Origin of the sequence: Caballeronia sp. dw_276 (assembly GCF_018449635.1) — a bacterium.
Lineage (GTDB): Bacteria > Pseudomonadota > Gammaproteobacteria > Burkholderiales > Burkholderiaceae > Caballeronia.
In genome coordinates this window covers 68,439-84,509 of the sequence record NZ_JAAVUV010000010.1, presented here as the reverse complement: position 1 = coordinate 84,509, position 16,071 = coordinate 68,439, and the positions used below count along the sequence as shown (strand labels likewise).

Here is a 16,071-nt window from a genome sequence, read left to right as displayed (position 1 = left end):
ACCTGATTTTCCGCACGTGCACCGCGTGGCACGCCCGTTCCGATCCCCGCTTGCCGGCTTATCCTGGATGACCGCCGATGAAACGTGAAGTCCTGGCGATACGCCACGTCTATTTCGAAGATCTCGGCAGTCTGGAACTGGTGCTGGGCGATCGCGGTCAACTCGTGCGTTATCTCGATGTCGGCCGCGCCCGCATCGAAGCGCCGGATCCGCTCGATACGTCGTTGATGGTCGTGCTCGGTGGACCTATCGGTGCATACGACGACGCGCTTTTCCCCCATCTGAACCCGTTGCTCACAATGCTGAAAAAGCGCATCGAGGCGGGATTGCCGACTATCGGCATTTGTCTTGGTGCGCAATTGATTGCACGGGCGCTGGGCGCGAAGGTTTATCCGGCGGCGCAGAAGGAACTTGGCTGGAAGCCGCTCACATTGACCGATGCTGGCCGGGCGTCGGCCTTGCGCCACTTCGAGGTCGACGGCGAATCCACGCCTGTTCTTCACTGGCACGGCGACACATTTGATCTTCCTCAAGGCGCGACATTGCTGGCATCGACCGATGTTTGCCAAAACCAGGCATTCAGTTGGGGCGATCACGTTCTCGGTTTGCAATGTCATCCTGAGGTTCTCGTGGACCGGTTCGAAAGCTGGCTTGTCGCGTACCCGGGCGAAGTGGCAGAAAGTGGCACTGACGTAATAACCCTTCGCGCCGATACCGCGCGGTACGGCCCCGTGCTCGAACGTGCGGCGCGCAAGATGTTCGGCGAATGGCTCGACGGCTTCGAGTCTGCCAAGTGAAGTGGGGGAGTTGACTGATGAATCCGGTTATCGATGCAGTTCTTGCCGGCAAGATTGCGCCGCTTGGCACGCAAGGAAAGCGCAGCGCAATACACAAGGTGGCGCTTGCGGCGCGTGTTCGCGTTGGCGAAACCGGCCTTGAAGGCGACCATCAATACGAACGCAGGCATCATGGCGGCCCGGAAAAAGCGCTGCATCACTACAGCCGCGACCACTACGCCCTATGGCGAGAAGAATGGCCGGAGGCATCGGAGGCATCGGCGGGAACGGCGGGATTATTGCGTTTCGATACCCCGGGCGCATTTGGCGAGAACATATCGACGATCGGCATGAACGAGAGTGATGTGTGTGTTGGCGATGTGTATCGGATGGGCACGGTGATCGTTCAGGTATCGCAGCCGCGCCAGCCGTGCTGGAAGCTCAACCTGCATTTTTCCCGCGATGACATGTCGAGACGCGTGCAGGACACGCGTCGCACTGGCTGGTACTACCGCGTGCTGGAACCTGGCGAAGTAGCGGCGGGCGACGCCGTGGAAAGGCTAGCGCGACCCCATGCGGAATGGAGCATCGAACGACTGCTGCGCGTCTTCTATGTAGACCGCGACGACCGCGCGGCGTTAGAAGAAATGGCTACATTGGAGGCCTTGACTCCATCGTGGCGAAGCACGGCGGCGAAGCGTTTGGAGAGTGGCAAAACCGAATCCTGGTCGATGCGCCTGGACACCCCCGCTGGCGCAAACTAGGAGGATGGTTTCCGTATTAACGGCTACCCACACTGGTGGCGAAGCGTGTGGGTATCTGTGTTCGGAGGGGGAGGGTTTCAGCAAGACGCGGTTATGCGCCGAGCGTGCTTTTGGGGTACCAAAAAGTCCAAAACTGCACGCTTTGGACACTTATGTGCCGATTGTGGAAAGGCGTTTTCTTTGCTTCGTTTCTTTGTCGCCGTTGGACAAAGAAATGAAGTGCCGCCACGCACAGTGGCCAATAGTGCGAAAAAGAACAGATAAGACAGAACGCGCGAAAGCCTAAAAAGCAGCAACCCGGCAAACACCCCGACCACCACCAACCAAACCCCAAGCGCCAGCGCCCCCCCCTTGTGCATGGAAAAAACCGAAGTGCTATTCTAAAACGCCTTCAATCCCACCTTCGGATCCCTCCCATGAGTGCATTGTTTTCACCATTCACGTTGCGGAGCGTGACGCTTCCGAACCGCATCGTTGTGTCTCCCATGTGCCAGTACTCCGCTGAGCGTGGTGAGGCAACCGCATGGCACATGATCCACCTCGGCAGTCTGGCGCTATCGGGTGCGGGCATGTTGTGCCTGGAAGCAACCGCTGTCGAACCCGATGGCCGCATCACCCCGGGCGATCTCGGCCTCTGGGATGACGTAACCGAAGCAGCGCTGAAACCGGTTATCGATGCCATTCGCAAGCACTCGCACATCGCCATCACGATGCAACTCGGCCACGCGGGCCGCAAGGCATCCAGCGCGGCGCCGTGGGACGGCGGCCAGTTGATCCCGGTATCGGAGGGAGGCTGGTTGCCATCGGCGCCATCGGCGATTCCGCACAACGAAGGCGAGACGCCGCCGCTCGCACTCGACGCCGCCGGCCTCATCCGCATTCGTGACGCTTTCGTGGCAACGGCGAAGCGCGCCGCGCGTCTGGGCCTCGATGGGCTCGAAGTACATGCCGCGCACGGCTACCTGTTACATCAGTTCCTGTCGCCGCTCTCGAATCATCGAACCGACAAATACGGTGGTTCACTCGAGAACCGCATGCGTTTCCCACTCGAAGTATTCGACGCCGTGCGCGCCGCGTTCCCTGCCGATAAACCCGTGGGCTTGCGTGTATCGGCATCGGACTGGGTGGAGGGCGGCTGGGATCTGGAGCAGACCATCGCGTTCGTGAAGGAATTGCAGAAGCACAACGTGGACTGGATCGACGTATCGTCGGGCGGCGTATCGCCGTTGCAGAAGATTCCGCTGTCGCCGGGTTATCAATTACCGTTTGCCAAGGCCATCAAAGAAGCAACTGGCGTGAACACCATGGGCGTCGGTTTGATCACCGATCCGCAGCATGCCGAAGAGATCATCGAGTCGGGTCAGGCGGATCTGGTCGCGCTTGCTCGCGGGCTGCTCTACAATCCGCGCTGGCCGTGGCATGCGGCCGCGCAGCTTGGTGCGACCGTTGAAGCGCCGCCGCAATACTGGCGTTCGCAGCCGCGTGACCAGAAGGCGCTGTTCGGCGATATCTCGTTCGGACAGCGGTAAGAAATTATGGAGCGGTTGAACTCGTGCGCGCCTAGCGTGTACGATGCCGGTGTTCACCTGCATGCGTTCAACCATGCAAGGAAAGCAACGCGGCGCCTCGCATTCAGGCCGCCGCGTTTTTTTAATCCACGTTCCGGTGTGTCACCGTTCGCGTGAAGCCGGGGCGGGGCGAAGTTCAAGCGTCTGCTAAGCCAAACCGATTCGTTTTAAAGGATCCAGTCGATGAGTTCACGGAGGGTCGTTGTCCGCCGTTCAGGCATACATGGCAAGGGCGTGTTCGCCGCTGCGCCACTTGCCAAGGGCGAGCTGATTATCGAATACAAGGGCGAACGCATTTCGTGGAAAGAGGCGTTGCGCCGTCATCCGCACAACCCGGACGAGCCGAACCATACGTTCTATTTCGCGCTCGAAAACGGCAAGGTGATCGACGGCAAGGTGGACGGCAATAGCGCACGCTACATCAACCACTCGTGCGCGCCGAACTGCGAAGCTGAAGAGAAGGAAGGGCGCGTGTTCATCCACGCGCTGCGTGCGATCAAGGAAGATGAAGAGCTGTACTACGACTACGGTCTCGTCATCGATGGTCGCATCACGAAGAAGCTGAAGAAGGAATACGAATGCCGCTGCGGTGCCAAGAAGTGCCGCGGGACAATGCTGGCGTTGAAGAAGTAAGATTTCCGCGCTGAGACGAAAATGCCACGGCCTTGTTCGCCGTGGCATTTTTTTATGCCGGCTTCAAAGGCATCCGCACGATAAACCGCGCACCGCCTTCCGGCGCGGGCGCGTTTTCGTAATGCACGCTGCCGTCGTGCAGGACCATGATGTCGTGGACGATCGCGAGGCCGAGTCCGGCGCCCCCTTCCACGCCGTGTCCATCGCCGCGAAAAAAGCGCTTGAAAAGATCCGGCTGCTGTTCCACCGGCACGCCCGGGCCATTGTCTTCCACCACGATTTCCCCGACCTTCCGGCCTTTTTCATCGATGGTTTGCGTCACCGTGACCGTCACGCGCGCACCTTCCGCACGAGACGTGGGCACGTATTTCAACGCGTTATCGATCAGGTTGGCGATCACCTCGCGTACCAGCACCAGATTGCCGCGCACGGTCAGCGGATGTTCGTTTTCGGGGTCGTCAAGACGCTGGAAGCCCAAATCGACATGCGCGGTCAACGCGCGCGGCACCCATTCGGCGCCGGTTTCGAATGCGAGCGCGGCGTAGTCGAAGTCGGTGAAACGCGCGGCCTGTTCGCCCGGCTCGGCGCGCGCCAACGAAAGCAATTGATTCGATAACCGGACAGCGCGATCCGCTGATGCCCGCAGCTCCTTCACTGCTTCCAGCACCTTGGCCGGGTCCTTCGCGATCGCGGCTTGCTCAGCGTGCAGCTTCACGGCGGTCAAAGGCGTACGCAGTTGATGGGCGGCATCGGCGATAAATTTGCGTTGTGCGTCCAGCGCCGTCTTCAGACGATCGAGCAAGCCGTTCATGGCGCTCGTCAGCGGCCGGATTTCGATGGGTACGAACGATTCATCGACCGGTTCCAGCGATGTATGCGTCTGCCGGTTGAGGGTATCGGCGAGATCGGTCAACGGGTTGAGCTGCTGGTTCACCACCCGCCAGACGATCACCCAGCCAGCCAGCAGCAAGAGCAGCAGCGGCATCATGATCGCGACCATGAATTCGACGGCTATGCGGTAACGCGAGCCTACGCGTTGCGCGACCTCAACCACGATCGGATTGCCGTGTGGCTGGTCGACGCGCACCTGCGCCGCGCGCACGCTCGTGCCCTGATAGGTCGTCTCGAAGACGTATGCGTAGTGGATCCGGCGCACGTTCGTGCCGGTCAGCGGCAGATCGGTTTCGCCGGCGATTTCGTTTTCGCCGTCGCTGATCCGGTAGATCAACTGCTCCACGGGATCGGAGAACATTGCGCGGGCGAGCGGCGGCACCGTCAAAGGGGCATCGACGCCGGCAAGCTGGATTTGCTTCGAGATAGCCGTGGCGAGATCCGCCAACGAACGATCGACCACGTGTTGCGTGTACTGCCACGCGAGCCAGTACGCCATCAGGCCGCTCATCAGCGCGAGCAGGGACAGCGGCGCGGCAAGGCGGCGCAGCAGCGAGCGCCGCAGGCTTGGCGGCTGGCTCGAGGACGTGGTTTTCGACTGCGCCAGATGCAGCCAGTCGGCGCGGTCGAAACGTTCGTCGGCGGTGCGCCGGGGAGGGAATCGCAAGATGCTGAGTCTTTACTCGTCTGGCTGTTGGGCCTCGGACAATCCGCTTACGCGGCCGGCCGGATTTCCTGCAGCAAATAGCCGAAACCACGCACCGTCACGATTTCCACGCGGCAGTTTTCGAGCTTTTTGCGAACCCGGTGCACGTAGACTTCGATGGCGGTGTCTCCAAGATCACCGCCGAAATGCGTCAGGTGATCCTGCAACTGGGCCTTGCTGACCACGCGGCCATGGCGCAGCAACAGCATTTCCAGCACGGCGAATTCGCGCGGCGACAGTTCGAGCGGCTTTTCGTCGTTGAAAATGCGGCGATCCACGCCCGACAAACGCAGACCACCCAGCGATACTTCCGGACGCGGCACATCGCCGTGCGGGCCGCTACGGCGCATCACGGCGCGAATACGCGCTTCGAGTTCGGCGGGTTCGAACGGCTTGAGCATGTAGTCGTCAGCGCCGCTGTTCAGGCCTTGCACGCGGTCATGCAGCTCGTCGCGCGCGGTCAGGATGATCACTGGCGTGTGACGATTGCCCTGGCGGAAGCGCGATAACAACGTCATTCCGTCGATACCCGGCAAGCCGAGATCGAGAATCACCAGCTCGTGACGATTTTGGGTAAGTGCTTGCTCGGCGAAAATGCCGTCGTGAACCATATCGACGGTAAAACCGGCTTGTTCGAGACTGCTTTGAATGCCGCGTGCGATAGGGCGGTCATCTTCAATCAGAAGGATTCGCATGGAAGTCGCTCTTATACGATATGGGTTAGGCTCGATTGCACGCTGCAGCCGCCAGCCGGAATTCGCTTTTGATGCCTTTGTTGCAAACGGCGGCGCCGTCCGGGGCAGTTCAGCAATCCTTTCTTATTACGCCAAATGCTGCATTGCAAATTGCCTTGCAGCGGGTTAATTGCGGCTCGACACTCGCCAGTTTCCCATTTGCGTCGGATAAGCCGCCTTGGGTTTTGGCGCGCTTTCATGCTTTCCAAAGCGCCCGGTCGGACCTCTTCCAAAAGCCAAATTCACTTGCCAAAACCGTATGCGTGGAGATTGTACAGGGTCGCTCTGTGCTGCCAACGAAGTGAAGCTTTCGAAGTCGCGGCATCGCTTCGAAAGCTTACGTATTGATTATGCTCCAACTTTCCGAATGAAAGGCTCGGTTAGCAAAGGCTTGCAAGTGGCTTCTTTTTCCCTTTCGAATCAGCGAGCGGAGCGCTTTTTACGGCTCAATATTGCGGATTTTGAATGTCATTGTTTGTAATACGCAGGTTATGGATTTGTCGCAAATAATTCGATTTATGTGCCGTCTTATGCGCTGCCCGAGTTTTCCGCGATTGAACTGATGAACCTCGCCAGCGTCGCGTCACGTGATGTCAGGCCTTTTGCCTCGTGCGTGGACAGCGTTATTTCGACCTTGCTATAGACGTTCGACCATTCAGGATGGTGGTCCATCTCCTGCGCCTTGATGGCAACACGGGTCATGAAGCCGAATGCTTCGTTGAAGTCGGCGAATTTGAAGCTGCCCTGAATGGATGTTCCCGAGGCGTCGGTTTTCCAGCCGGGCAGTTCAGCCAGAAGCGCCTTCAGTTCGTCCGATGTGAGTTTTTCGATCATCTGGTGGTCTCTGGTTGCCGGTTATATGCGCCCTGGCGCGGTAAGCTGCGTCCTTTCAGACGAACGCAGGTTTTTGCCATGATCGACCTCGATCACTTCGATCTCGCGCTGCTCGACGTCCTGCAGCGCTTTGGCCGCGCCACGCATCAGCAACTCGGTGAGGAAGTGCCGCTGTCGCCGTCGCAGATCGGGCGGCGGCTGCAGCGGCTGGAAGCGACCGGCGTGATCGATGGATATCGCGTGGTGCTGCGGCCGGAAAAGCTCGGGCTCGGCGTGACCGCGTTCACGAGCCTCAAGCTGAAGCATCACGGGGATACGGTCATCGACCAGTTTCAGCAGCAGATCGAAACCTTACCCGAGGTGCTCGAATGTCATGCAACCGTGGGCGACGCCGATTATCTGCTGCGCATCGTCGCGCCCGATCTGAATGCGCTGTCCACGTTCGTGATGAAGAAACTGATGCGCGTGCCGGGCGTGGACAGCGTGCGGTCGAACATCGTGCTGACCACGTTCAAGCGCAATGGACCCTTGCCGCTCGGACATCTCGCGGTGAAAGACCTTGAATGAGCGCAATCAAGCCGGTTCGCTAAGCAAATCAACGTACGCAACCGGCACCAGATCCGCGCTCGATACCCCCAGCTTCGCGAACAATTCCTCTGCTTCCTTTTCGCCGCTTGCTTCGTCGTCGTCCTGACCGAGCAGAACTTCCAGCTCGATGAAATCGCCGAGTCCATCCACGCGATCCAGGTGAATGCGCGTGCGCCCGACGTTATAGACATGCCGTTCCTTGTTCACGATTCCGCGCGTGTTCAGCGCCTGCGCAAGCAGCGCGTGCATGGCCTCGGGATTCGTCACCGGACTGCGCGAGTAATAGGAAACCTTCGGGCCATCGCGGTCATCGCGCTGATAGAAAATCAGTTCGGCGGGCGTGTTGTCATCGAATTGACGCAATTTGAGGCGGCCGTTTGGCACATCGTAGAAAAAATCTTGCTGGCGATAGATCAACGGCGGCTCCGTCGCGAGCGCAGCCGCGCGCGTCAGAAGCTGGTCGAACTGATGCGCGCGAGCCTTGATTTCAATGTTTCGTGCCATGTTTGCGTATTCCTGTTCACGTGGGCGCGAGAAGCGCGAGCCTCAGACTAACAAAGTTTGGCGGCCGAGCGATTGATCTTCGCGGTTACGTCGCCCACTGGTCTTCGATCAGACGTAACGCCGCGGCAATGCCCTGCTCCTCGCGGCGTTCCGCCAACACGATGAACGACAACTGCGTCGGCACCGTGACGCCTTCCACAATAGTCAGCGCATGCGCATGCGCCTCAGCGAGTGCAATCGAATCCCGGACCAACGTCAGTCCCACGCCCGATTTGACGAGGTCGAGCATGGAGGGCTCCTGGTCGACTTCGGCGACTTTCATGGGCTGGACGCCGTGGGCATCGAAGAGACGGGTCAGCAAACGGTTATGCGCCGATTCCGCCGGCGTCCAGATCCACGGCAGACGGGCAAGCGCGGCCCAGTCGGGCGCGCCGGTCTTTGGATGCGTTGTGCGGTTCACGCGGTCTTTCCAGCCGGCCGGCGCGAGAACACGATACAAATAGGGCTTCAGTTGCACGACGTGAAACCGCGTGGCGTCGCGGGGTTCATCGATTGCCGGATCGCCGATGTAAAACCCCACATCAAGATCGCGCGCCTTCAGGCGTTCCAGCACCCAGCCCGACATGCCGTGCCTGAGCGCCGTTTCAATCCGAGGATACGTCTCCACCAACGCGCGCAGGAAACCGCCTAGCCGCAAGAATTCGGGATCGAGAATCGTACCAATAGTCAGCCGGCCGCCGATCTCATGGCGCAACGCGGCGGCGACGCGCCGTACCTCGCCGGCGGCATTCAGTGCGCGCTCGGCGTGCGGCAGGAGCGTTTCTCCGTCGCGGGTGAGGACTAATCCATGTGAAGTCCGCACGAACACGGTCACGCCCAGCGCTTCCTGCAGATTCTTGATCTGCAAGCTGACCGCAGGTTGCGATACATGTAACAGCGCGGCCGCCCGCGTGAGATTCCCCTCACGGGCGACGGTCACAAAGGCGCGAAGCAGAGTCAGGTCCATGCCTGATATTAGCGCGGCTTATAAAGGTATTGAAGATATCTGATTGGATTGCTGCACTGCGAGCGCAGTAGGGTGTGGAAAACAAGCTCCAAAAGAACTTTGAATCTGATCGACGGCCCCAAGGCGAGCCGCGCAGGAGACGCAGATGAAACAGGATGCACGTAAGCTCGAGGGCGAATTCGACTACATCATCGTGGGTGCGGGGACGGCAGGTTGCGTGCTCGCCAACCGCCTGACCGAAGACGCCGATATAAACGTCCTTCTGCTCGAAGCGGGAGGCCGCGACAACTACCACTGGATCCACGTGCCGGTCGGTTATTTGTATTGCATCGGCAATCCGCGCACGGACTGGCTGTACAAGACACAGGCAGAAGCCGGACTCGATGGCCGCTCGCTTTCCTATCCGCGCGGCCGCGTGCTGGGCGGATGTTCATCGATCAACGGCATGATCTACATGCGCGGCCAGCGCGAGGATTACGACGACTGGGCGGCGATCACCGGCGATCGCGACTGGTCGTGGGATTCGGTGCTGCCCGTGTTCAAGCGCAGCGAAGACCATCACGGTGGCGCAAACGAATGGCACGGATCGGGTGGCGAGTGGCGGGTCGAAAAACAGCGCCTCAAGTGGAAAGTACTGGAAACCTTCGCGCAAGCCGCGCAGCAAACAGGCCTTCCCGCCACCGATGACTTCAATCGCGGCGACAACACCGGCGTAGGCTATTTCGATGTCAACCAGCGCAGCGGCATTCGCTGGAATGCATCGAAGGCATTCTTGCGGCCCGCGATGAAGCGTCCCAATCTCACCATCATCACGGGCGCGCATACCCAGCGTCTGGTGATGGAAGGCAAACGCTGCGTTGGCGTGGAATATCGCGGCGGCGATACCGACTATCTCGCGAAGGCGCGCTTCGAAGTGATTGTCAGCGCGGGCGCGGTGAACTCGCCGCAATTGCTGGAGCTGTCCGGCATCGGCAATGGCGCGCGGTTGCAGAAATTGGGTATCGATGTCGTTCAGGATCTGCGCGGCGTCGGCGAAAATCTGCAGGATCATCTGCAGCTTAGGATGGCTTACAAAGTTCGCGGCGTGCGCACGTTGAACACGCTTTCGGCGAAATGGTGGGGCAAGGCGTGGATCGGCCTGCAGTACGCGGTGATGCGCAGCGGACCCATGTCCATGGCGCCGTCGCAACTCGGTGCGTTCGCCAAATCCAATCCCGACGATCCAACCATCACCCGGCCCGACGTGGAGTATCACGTGCAGCCTTTATCGCTGGACCGGTTCGGCGAGCCCTTGCATGCGTTCAATGCGTTCACGGCTTCGGTGTGCCCGCTGCGGCCTACATCGCGCGGCAGCGTTCATATTGCTTCGCCCGATGCGAAAGTTGCGCCGTTGATCGCACCCAATTATTTATCGACAGATCGCGATCGCGAGGTCGCCATCAACGCTTTGCGGTTGACGCGGCGCATTGCGACTGCGCCCGCGCTCGCAAAGTATTCACCGGAGGAGATCTTGCCGGGCGCATCGTTTCAAACCGATGCCGAGCTGGCCGCGGCTGCGGGAAAAATCGGCACGACCATTTTTCATCCGGTAGGCACATGCCGGATGGGAACAGACAACGATCCCGCCGCGGTTGTCGATAGCCGTTTGCGTGTCATTGGCGTCGAAGGCTTGCGCGTGGTCGATGCGTCCGTCATGCCGACCATTACGTCGGGCAATACCAATTCGCCTACATTGATGATCGCCGAAAGGGCCAGCGAAATGATTCGTGCGGACCGCCGGTTCCTGGGATCGCAAGTCCGCACGCTGGCCTCGAGCGTTGCTTGAATGCGGCCTCCAATGTTCAGTAACGCGCATTGACGGAACGATTGACCGGCCCTGCTGAAAAAACAAAGCGCCAAACTAAGTGCAAATCCCGATGATTGCGCTGCATCATTGGCGCGACAATACCCCCGACGTCTTTGATGCGCCGCACGTCTGCACGAGCGTTGTGCGGCACGCAAAAAGTGCAGCGGATGCGAGCCGGCACAACGCCAGCACTGCAGCACTTATCCAGGTTAAAGCACCCGCGCGAACGAAAGCGAGCACCAATGGCATGCGCCAAAAGCGCGCTCTGTTGAGGCTGAAACAAAGGCCGGACTGAAGAGGCTCAAACCAAGCACGGAAGGGGACATGATTCTCGGCGACACGATTCTGGAAACCCGCGGCCTGACAAAAGAATTCAAAGGCTTCACCGCCGTGAACGATGTGAACCTGCGTGTGCGCCGGGGTTCGATCCATGCATTGATTGGCCCCAACGGCGCCGGCAAAACCACGTGCTTCAACCTGCTCACCAAATTTCTCGAACCGACTGCGGGCCAGATCGTATTCAATGGTGCCGACATCACGCGTGAACGTCCTGCACAGATTGCACGCCGTGGCGTGATCCGGTCGTTTCAGATTTCTGCTGTATTTCCGCATCTGACGGTCATGCAGAACGTGCGTATCGGTTTGCAGCGATCGCTTGGGACATCGTTCAAGTTCTGGAAAAGCGAGCGCGTGCTCAACGAACTCAACGACCGCGCCATGGACCTGCTCACGCAAGTCGGCCTGACCGATTTCGCCGATACCACCACGGTCGAGCTTTCCTACGGCCGCAAGCGCGCGCTGGAAATAGCCACCACGCTTTCGATGGAACCCGAACTCATGCTCCTCGATGAACCCACGCAAGGCATGGGTCACGAAGACGTGGACCGCGTGACGGCGCTGATCAAAAAAGTATCGGTGGGACGCACCATCTTGATGGTCGAGCACAACATGAACGTGATCGCCGGGATCTCGGACACTATCACGGTCCTGCAACGCGGCGAAGTGCTGGCCGAGGGCAGCTACTCGGAGGTATCGAAGAATGCGCTCGTGATGGAAGCCTACATGGGCAGCGCCGATGCCGCCCTTGCCGGAGCGCACGCATGAGCACGATCGTGGAAGAACGGCGCGCGCAACAGTCGCGCGATGCATCGGCGGGGGAACCCGCGCTTGAACTCGTCGGCGCGCAGGCGTGGTACGGCGAGTCGCATATTCTGCACGGCGTGGATTTGAAGGTGAACCGCGGCGAAGTCGTCACACTGCTCGGGCGCAACGGCGCGGGCCGCACAACCACATTGCGCGCGATCATGGGCCTGACTGGACGGCGCACGGGATCGATTCGGATCGGCGGGCATGAAACAGTCGGCATGTCGACGCACAAGATCGCGCATTACGGCGTGGGTTATTGCCCGGAAGAACGCGGCATTTTCTCGAGCTTGTCGTGCGAAGAAAACCTGATGCTTCCCCCGGTCGTCGGGAATCCGAAGGAAGCAATGTCCATCGAAGAGATTTATTCGATGTTCCCCAATCTCAAGGAGCGCCGTCATAGCCAAGGCACGCGGCTTTCCGGTGGCGAACAGCAAATGCTTGCCGTCGCGCGCATCCTGCGCACGGGTGCAAACCTGCTTTTGCTCGATGAGATTTCGGAAGGGCTCGCGCCGGTGATCGTGCAGACGCTTGCGCGAATGATCCTGATGCTCAAGGGACGGGGTTATACGATCGTGATGGTCGAACAGAATTTTCGCTTCGCGGCGCCGCTCGCCGATCGCTTCTATGTCATGGAGCACGGGAAGATTGTCGAGCACTTCAATGCCGGGGAACTCGAAACGAAAATGCCGGTGCTGCACGAACTGCTCGGGGTATGACCCGGGTTCAGCACGCGGCCAGCAGCAAGAAAAACAACTCAACGGAGACTGTAATGAAGAAGAAGACCCTCTCGCGCCTCTCGGGCATTTGCATGGCCGTTGCAGCAGCTACGGCGTCGCTCATGGCGGGCAACGCTCAGGCAGCACCTGGCGACACGGTGAAGATCGGCTATATCACGGACCTTTCGGGCCTTTATGCGGACATCGACGGGCAGGGCGGTCTCGAGTCGATCCGCATGGCGATCGCGGATTTTGGCGGCAAGGTGAACGGCAAGCCCATCGAACTGGTCTATGCGGATCACCAGAACAAGGCGGACATTGCAGCGTCGCGCGCGCGCGAATGGATCGATCGCGATGGCGTGAACGTGATTATCGGCGGGACGAATTCGGCGACGGCGTTATCGACTAACCAGGTCGCCGGCGAGAAGAAGATTCCGTACATCAACATTGGTGCAGGCGCCGATAACCTCACGAACGAACAATGCACGCCGTACACGGTTCACTACGCGTACGACACCATGGCGCTCGCGAAGGGCACCGGCTCGGCCGTGACCAAGCAGGGCGGCAAGACGTGGTACTTCCTCACAGCGGATTATGCATTTGGCAAGGCGCTGGAAAAGAACACGTCCGACGTTGTGAAGGCGAATGGCGGCCAAGTGCTGGGCACGGTGCGTCATCCGTTGTCGGCGTCGGACTTCTCTTCGTTCCTGTTGCAGGCGCAGGGATCGAAGGCGCAGGTGCTGGGCCTGGCCAACGCTGGCGGCGACACCATCAACTCGATCAAGGCCGCGAAGGAATTCGGCATCACCAAGCAGATGAAGATCGCTGCGCTGCTGATTTTCCTGACCGACATCCACAGCCTGGGTCTCGAAACCACGCAAGGTCTGGTGGCAACCGATAGCTGGTACTGGAACAAGGACGCAGAGACGCGCAAATGGGCGCAACGCTACTTCGCGAAGATGAAGAAGATGCCGACGAGCCTTCATGCCGCGGACTACTCGGCGGTGACCACGTACCTGAAGGCGGTACAGGCGGCGGGATCGACGGATAGCGACAAAGTCATGGATCAGTTGCACAAAGCGAAGATCAACGACTTCTACACGCAAAATGGCTATATCCGCGCCGATGGCAGCATGATTCACGACATGTATTTGATGGAAGTGAAGAAGCCGTCGGAATCGAAGGAACCGTGGGATTACTACAAGATCACCGCGACCATTCCGGGTGACCAGGCGTTCGCGACCAAAGCTGAATCGCGCTGCGCGTTGTGGAAATAAGCGGGCGGCAATGACCGCTTTGCGGATTTGCGTATGGCGTGAATCCGCATGATCGATCGACGCATGGTGTCCTGCGGGGCGGCATGCGTCGAGACACCTTTGACGGCAGGTTCAATGGAAATTTTTGGCATTCCGCTCGCGGCGATGATGAGCCAGTTGCTGCTCGGACTGGTGAACGGTTCCTTCTACGCCATCCTGAGTCTGGGCCTCGCGGTGATCTTCGGCCTGCTCAACGTGATCAACTTTGCGCACGGCGCGTTGTTCATGCTGGGTGCAATGCTCACCTGGATGGGCTTCTCCTATTTCAATGTGCCGTACTGGGCGATGCTCGTGCTCGCGCCGGTGATAGTCGGCGTATTCGGTATCGTGATTGAGCGCACGATGCTGCGCTGGCTCTACAAGCTCGACCATCTCTACGGTCTTTTGCTCACGTTCGGCCTGACGCTGGTGATTGAAGGCGTGTTTCGTTCGGTGTACGGATCATCGGGGCAGCCCTACGACGTCCCTTCATTGCTCGCGGGCGCGACGAACCTTGGGTTCATGTATCTGCCGAACTATCGCGCGTGGGTCGTGGTTGCATCGCTCGTCGTGTGTTTTGCGACATGGTTCGTCATCGAGAAAACGCGGCTGGGTGCTTATTTGCGCGCGGGCACCGAGAACCCGAAGATGGTCGAAGCGTTCGGCGTCAACGTGCCCTTGATGGTGACGCTCACCTACGGTTTCGGCGTCGCGCTCGCCGCGTTCGCCGGCGTGCTTGCCGCGCCCGTGATCCAAGTCTCGCCGCTGATGGGCCAGTCGATGATCATTACCGTTTTCGCGGTCGTGGTTATCGGCGGGATGGGTTCCATCATGGGGTCGATACTCACCGGCCTCGGCCTCGGCGTGATCGAGGGCCTCACGCGCGTGTTCTATCCGGAAGCGTCCGCGACGGTCGTCTTCGTCATCATGGCGCTGGTGCTGCTCGTGCGCCCGGCGGGACTTTTCGGCAAGGAAAAATGATGTTGAGAAAAGTACTCTACGGCGTATTGCTTGCCGGCCTGATCGCGGCGCCGTTCCTGGGCGTTTATCCCGTCTTCATGATGAAGGTGCTGTGCTTCGCGTTGTTCGCGGCGGCGTTCAACTTGTTGATCGGCTATACGGGCTTGCTCTCGTTCGGCCACGCGATGTTCCTCGCGAGCGCAGGTTATACGGCGGGTTACGCCATCCAGACGCTTGGCTTCACGCCGGAACTCGGCGTGATTGCGGGGACGGCGGTTGCGACGTTGCTGGGTTTGATCGTGGGCCTGTTTGCGATCCGCCGCCAAGGCATCTACTTCGCGATGGTCACGCTCGCCCTCGCGCAGATGGTCTACTTCGTGTTCCTGCAGGCGCCGTTCACGCATGGTGAAGACGGCCTTCAAGGCGTGCCGCGCGGCAAGCTGTTCGGCGCGATCAGCCTCAGCTCCGACCTGACGCTCTATTACATCGTGCTGGTTGTGATGGTGCTGGCGTTCGGGTTTATCGTGCGGATCGTGCATTCGCCGTTCGGGCAGGTGCTGATTGCGATCAAGGAGAACGAACCGCGCGCAATCTCGCTGGGTTATGACACGTCGCGCTTCAAGTTGCTGGCGTTCGTGTTGTCGGCGGGGCTCGCCGGGCTGGCCGGCGCGCTGCAAACGCTGATACTCGGTTTCGAAACCCTCGGCGATGCCTATTGGACCATGTCGGGTCTCGTGGTGTTAATGACGCTCGTCGGCGGTATGAGCACGATGTTCGGGCCGTTACTCGGCGCGTTCATTATCGTGGCGCTTGAAAATCGTCTCGGCGATATCGGCAGTGGTTTGACGCGGCTTACCGGCATCGACTGGTTCAACTCACTTGGCGAGTCGGTGACGATCGTGACCGGGCTGATATTTATAGCGTGTGTGCTGCTCTTCAGGCGTGGAATTGTGGGCGAGATAATCGCAAGAGTTCGTCCACTGCGCGGATAGAGCGATGGACATTAGTTGGTGATCCGAACTAACCCTTAGGTTTTCTCGCGATTAAACTGGGCCTGGATCGATTGACGCCCAATTAAGGTGCTTTTGTGCACCACTAGGGTAA

The 16,071-nt window shown here is 59.5% G+C and carries 16 protein-coding genes; 11 read left to right on the top strand and 5 right to left on the bottom strand.

Annotated features, from left to right (window positions below; translation table 11 throughout):
• Positions 1 to 77 precede the first annotated feature (77 nt).
• From HB633_RS20970 to HB633_RS20955, 4 genes are all read left to right on the top strand, one after another.
• Entirely contained in the window at positions 78 to 797 is a 720-nt protein-coding gene (locus HB633_RS20970; protein WP_213780079.1) for a glutamine amidotransferase, read from the top strand.
• A 17-nt stretch (positions 798 to 814) separates the two neighbouring features.
• Positions 815 to 1,540, top strand: coding sequence for an MOSC domain-containing protein (locus tag HB633_RS20965; protein WP_213780078.1), 726 nt, complete (start codon positions 815 to 817; stop codon positions 1,538 to 1,540).
• Positions 1,541 to 1,956: 416 nt separating this feature from the next.
• Positions 1,957 to 3,069 (top strand): NADH:flavin oxidoreductase/NADH oxidase, encoded by a 1,113-nt coding sequence (locus HB633_RS20960; RefSeq protein ID WP_213780077.1) that lies wholly within the window; start codon positions 1,957 to 1,959, stop codon positions 3,067 to 3,069.
• A 222-nt stretch (positions 3,070 to 3,291) separates the two neighbouring features.
• Positions 3,292 to 3,741 (top strand): SET domain-containing protein-lysine N-methyltransferase, encoded by a 450-nt coding sequence (locus HB633_RS20955; protein ID WP_062168475.1) that lies wholly within the window; start codon positions 3,292 to 3,294, stop codon positions 3,739 to 3,741.
• Positions 3,742 to 3,793: 52 nt separating this feature from the next.
• On the opposite strand, the gene HB633_RS20950 is transcribed toward HB633_RS20955, so the two are convergent.
• The 3 genes from HB633_RS20950 to HB633_RS20940 form a co-directional block, all read right to left on the bottom strand.
• Positions 3,794 to 5,239: a sensor histidine kinase gene (locus tag HB633_RS20950; RefSeq protein ID WP_255581053.1), complete on the bottom strand. Its 1,446-nt coding sequence runs from the start codon at positions 5,237 to 5,239 to the stop codon at positions 3,794 to 3,796.
• A gap of 107 nt (positions 5,240 to 5,346) precedes the next feature.
• The gene (locus HB633_RS20945) at positions 5,347 to 6,033 is read right to left on the bottom strand and encodes a response regulator transcription factor (RefSeq protein WP_056356328.1); all 687 of its coding nucleotides are present in this window, start codon (positions 6,031 to 6,033) and stop codon (positions 5,347 to 5,349) included.
• A 567-nt stretch (positions 6,034 to 6,600) separates the two neighbouring features.
• Positions 6,601 to 6,906, bottom strand: coding sequence for a 4a-hydroxytetrahydrobiopterin dehydratase (locus HB633_RS20940; protein WP_213780075.1), 306 nt, complete (start codon positions 6,904 to 6,906; stop codon positions 6,601 to 6,603).
• A gap of 78 nt (positions 6,907 to 6,984) precedes the next feature.
• Between HB633_RS20940 and HB633_RS20935 the strand changes: the two genes are divergently transcribed.
• On the top strand, positions 6,985 to 7,473 hold the full coding sequence (locus HB633_RS20935) for an Lrp/AsnC family transcriptional regulator (RefSeq protein WP_213780074.1): 489 nt from the start codon (positions 6,985 to 6,987) through the stop codon (positions 7,471 to 7,473).
• Positions 7,474 to 7,479: 6 nt separating this feature from the next.
• On the opposite strand, the gene HB633_RS20930 is transcribed toward HB633_RS20935, so the two are convergent.
• On the bottom strand, positions 7,480 to 7,998 hold the full coding sequence (locus HB633_RS20930; RefSeq protein WP_213780073.1) for a class IV adenylate cyclase: 519 nt from the start codon (positions 7,996 to 7,998) through the stop codon (positions 7,480 to 7,482).
• Between the two features lie 85 nt (positions 7,999 to 8,083).
• Positions 8,084 to 9,004 (bottom strand): LysR family transcriptional regulator, encoded by a 921-nt coding sequence (locus HB633_RS20925; protein WP_213780072.1) that lies wholly within the window; start codon positions 9,002 to 9,004, stop codon positions 8,084 to 8,086.
• A gap of 145 nt (positions 9,005 to 9,149) precedes the next feature.
• On the opposite strand from HB633_RS20925, the gene HB633_RS20920 reads away from it, so the two are divergent.
• From HB633_RS20920 to HB633_RS20895, 6 genes are all read left to right on the top strand, one after another.
• Positions 9,150 to 10,829 (top strand): GMC family oxidoreductase N-terminal domain-containing protein, encoded by a 1,680-nt coding sequence (locus HB633_RS20920; protein WP_213780071.1) that lies wholly within the window; start codon positions 9,150 to 9,152, stop codon positions 10,827 to 10,829.
• 345 nt (positions 10,830 to 11,174) lie between these two features.
• A complete protein-coding gene (locus HB633_RS20915; RefSeq protein WP_213780070.1) occupies positions 11,175 to 11,954 on the top strand; it encodes an ABC transporter ATP-binding protein in 780 nt (259 codons plus the stop codon).
• On the top strand, positions 11,951 to 12,712 hold the full coding sequence (locus HB633_RS20910; protein ID WP_213780069.1) for an ABC transporter ATP-binding protein: 762 nt from the start codon (positions 11,951 to 11,953) through the stop codon (positions 12,710 to 12,712). Before HB633_RS20915 ends, HB633_RS20910 begins: the two co-directional genes overlap by 4 nt.
• Before the next feature lie 53 nt (positions 12,713 to 12,765).
• Complete coding sequence (locus HB633_RS20905) at positions 12,766 to 13,989, top strand: ABC transporter substrate-binding protein (RefSeq protein ID WP_213780068.1); 1,224 nt, start codon at positions 12,766 to 12,768, stop codon at positions 13,987 to 13,989.
• A 114-nt stretch (positions 13,990 to 14,103) separates the two neighbouring features.
• Positions 14,104 to 14,988, top strand: a complete 885-nt coding sequence (locus HB633_RS20900) for a branched-chain amino acid ABC transporter permease (protein WP_056356347.1) — start codon at positions 14,104 to 14,106, stop codon at positions 14,986 to 14,988.
• Complete coding sequence (locus tag HB633_RS20895; protein ID WP_213780067.1) at positions 14,988 to 15,959, top strand: branched-chain amino acid ABC transporter permease; 972 nt, start codon at positions 14,988 to 14,990, stop codon at positions 15,957 to 15,959. The genes HB633_RS20900 and HB633_RS20895 overlap by 1 nt, the downstream gene beginning before the upstream one ends.
• Positions 15,960 to 16,071 lie beyond the last annotated feature (112 nt).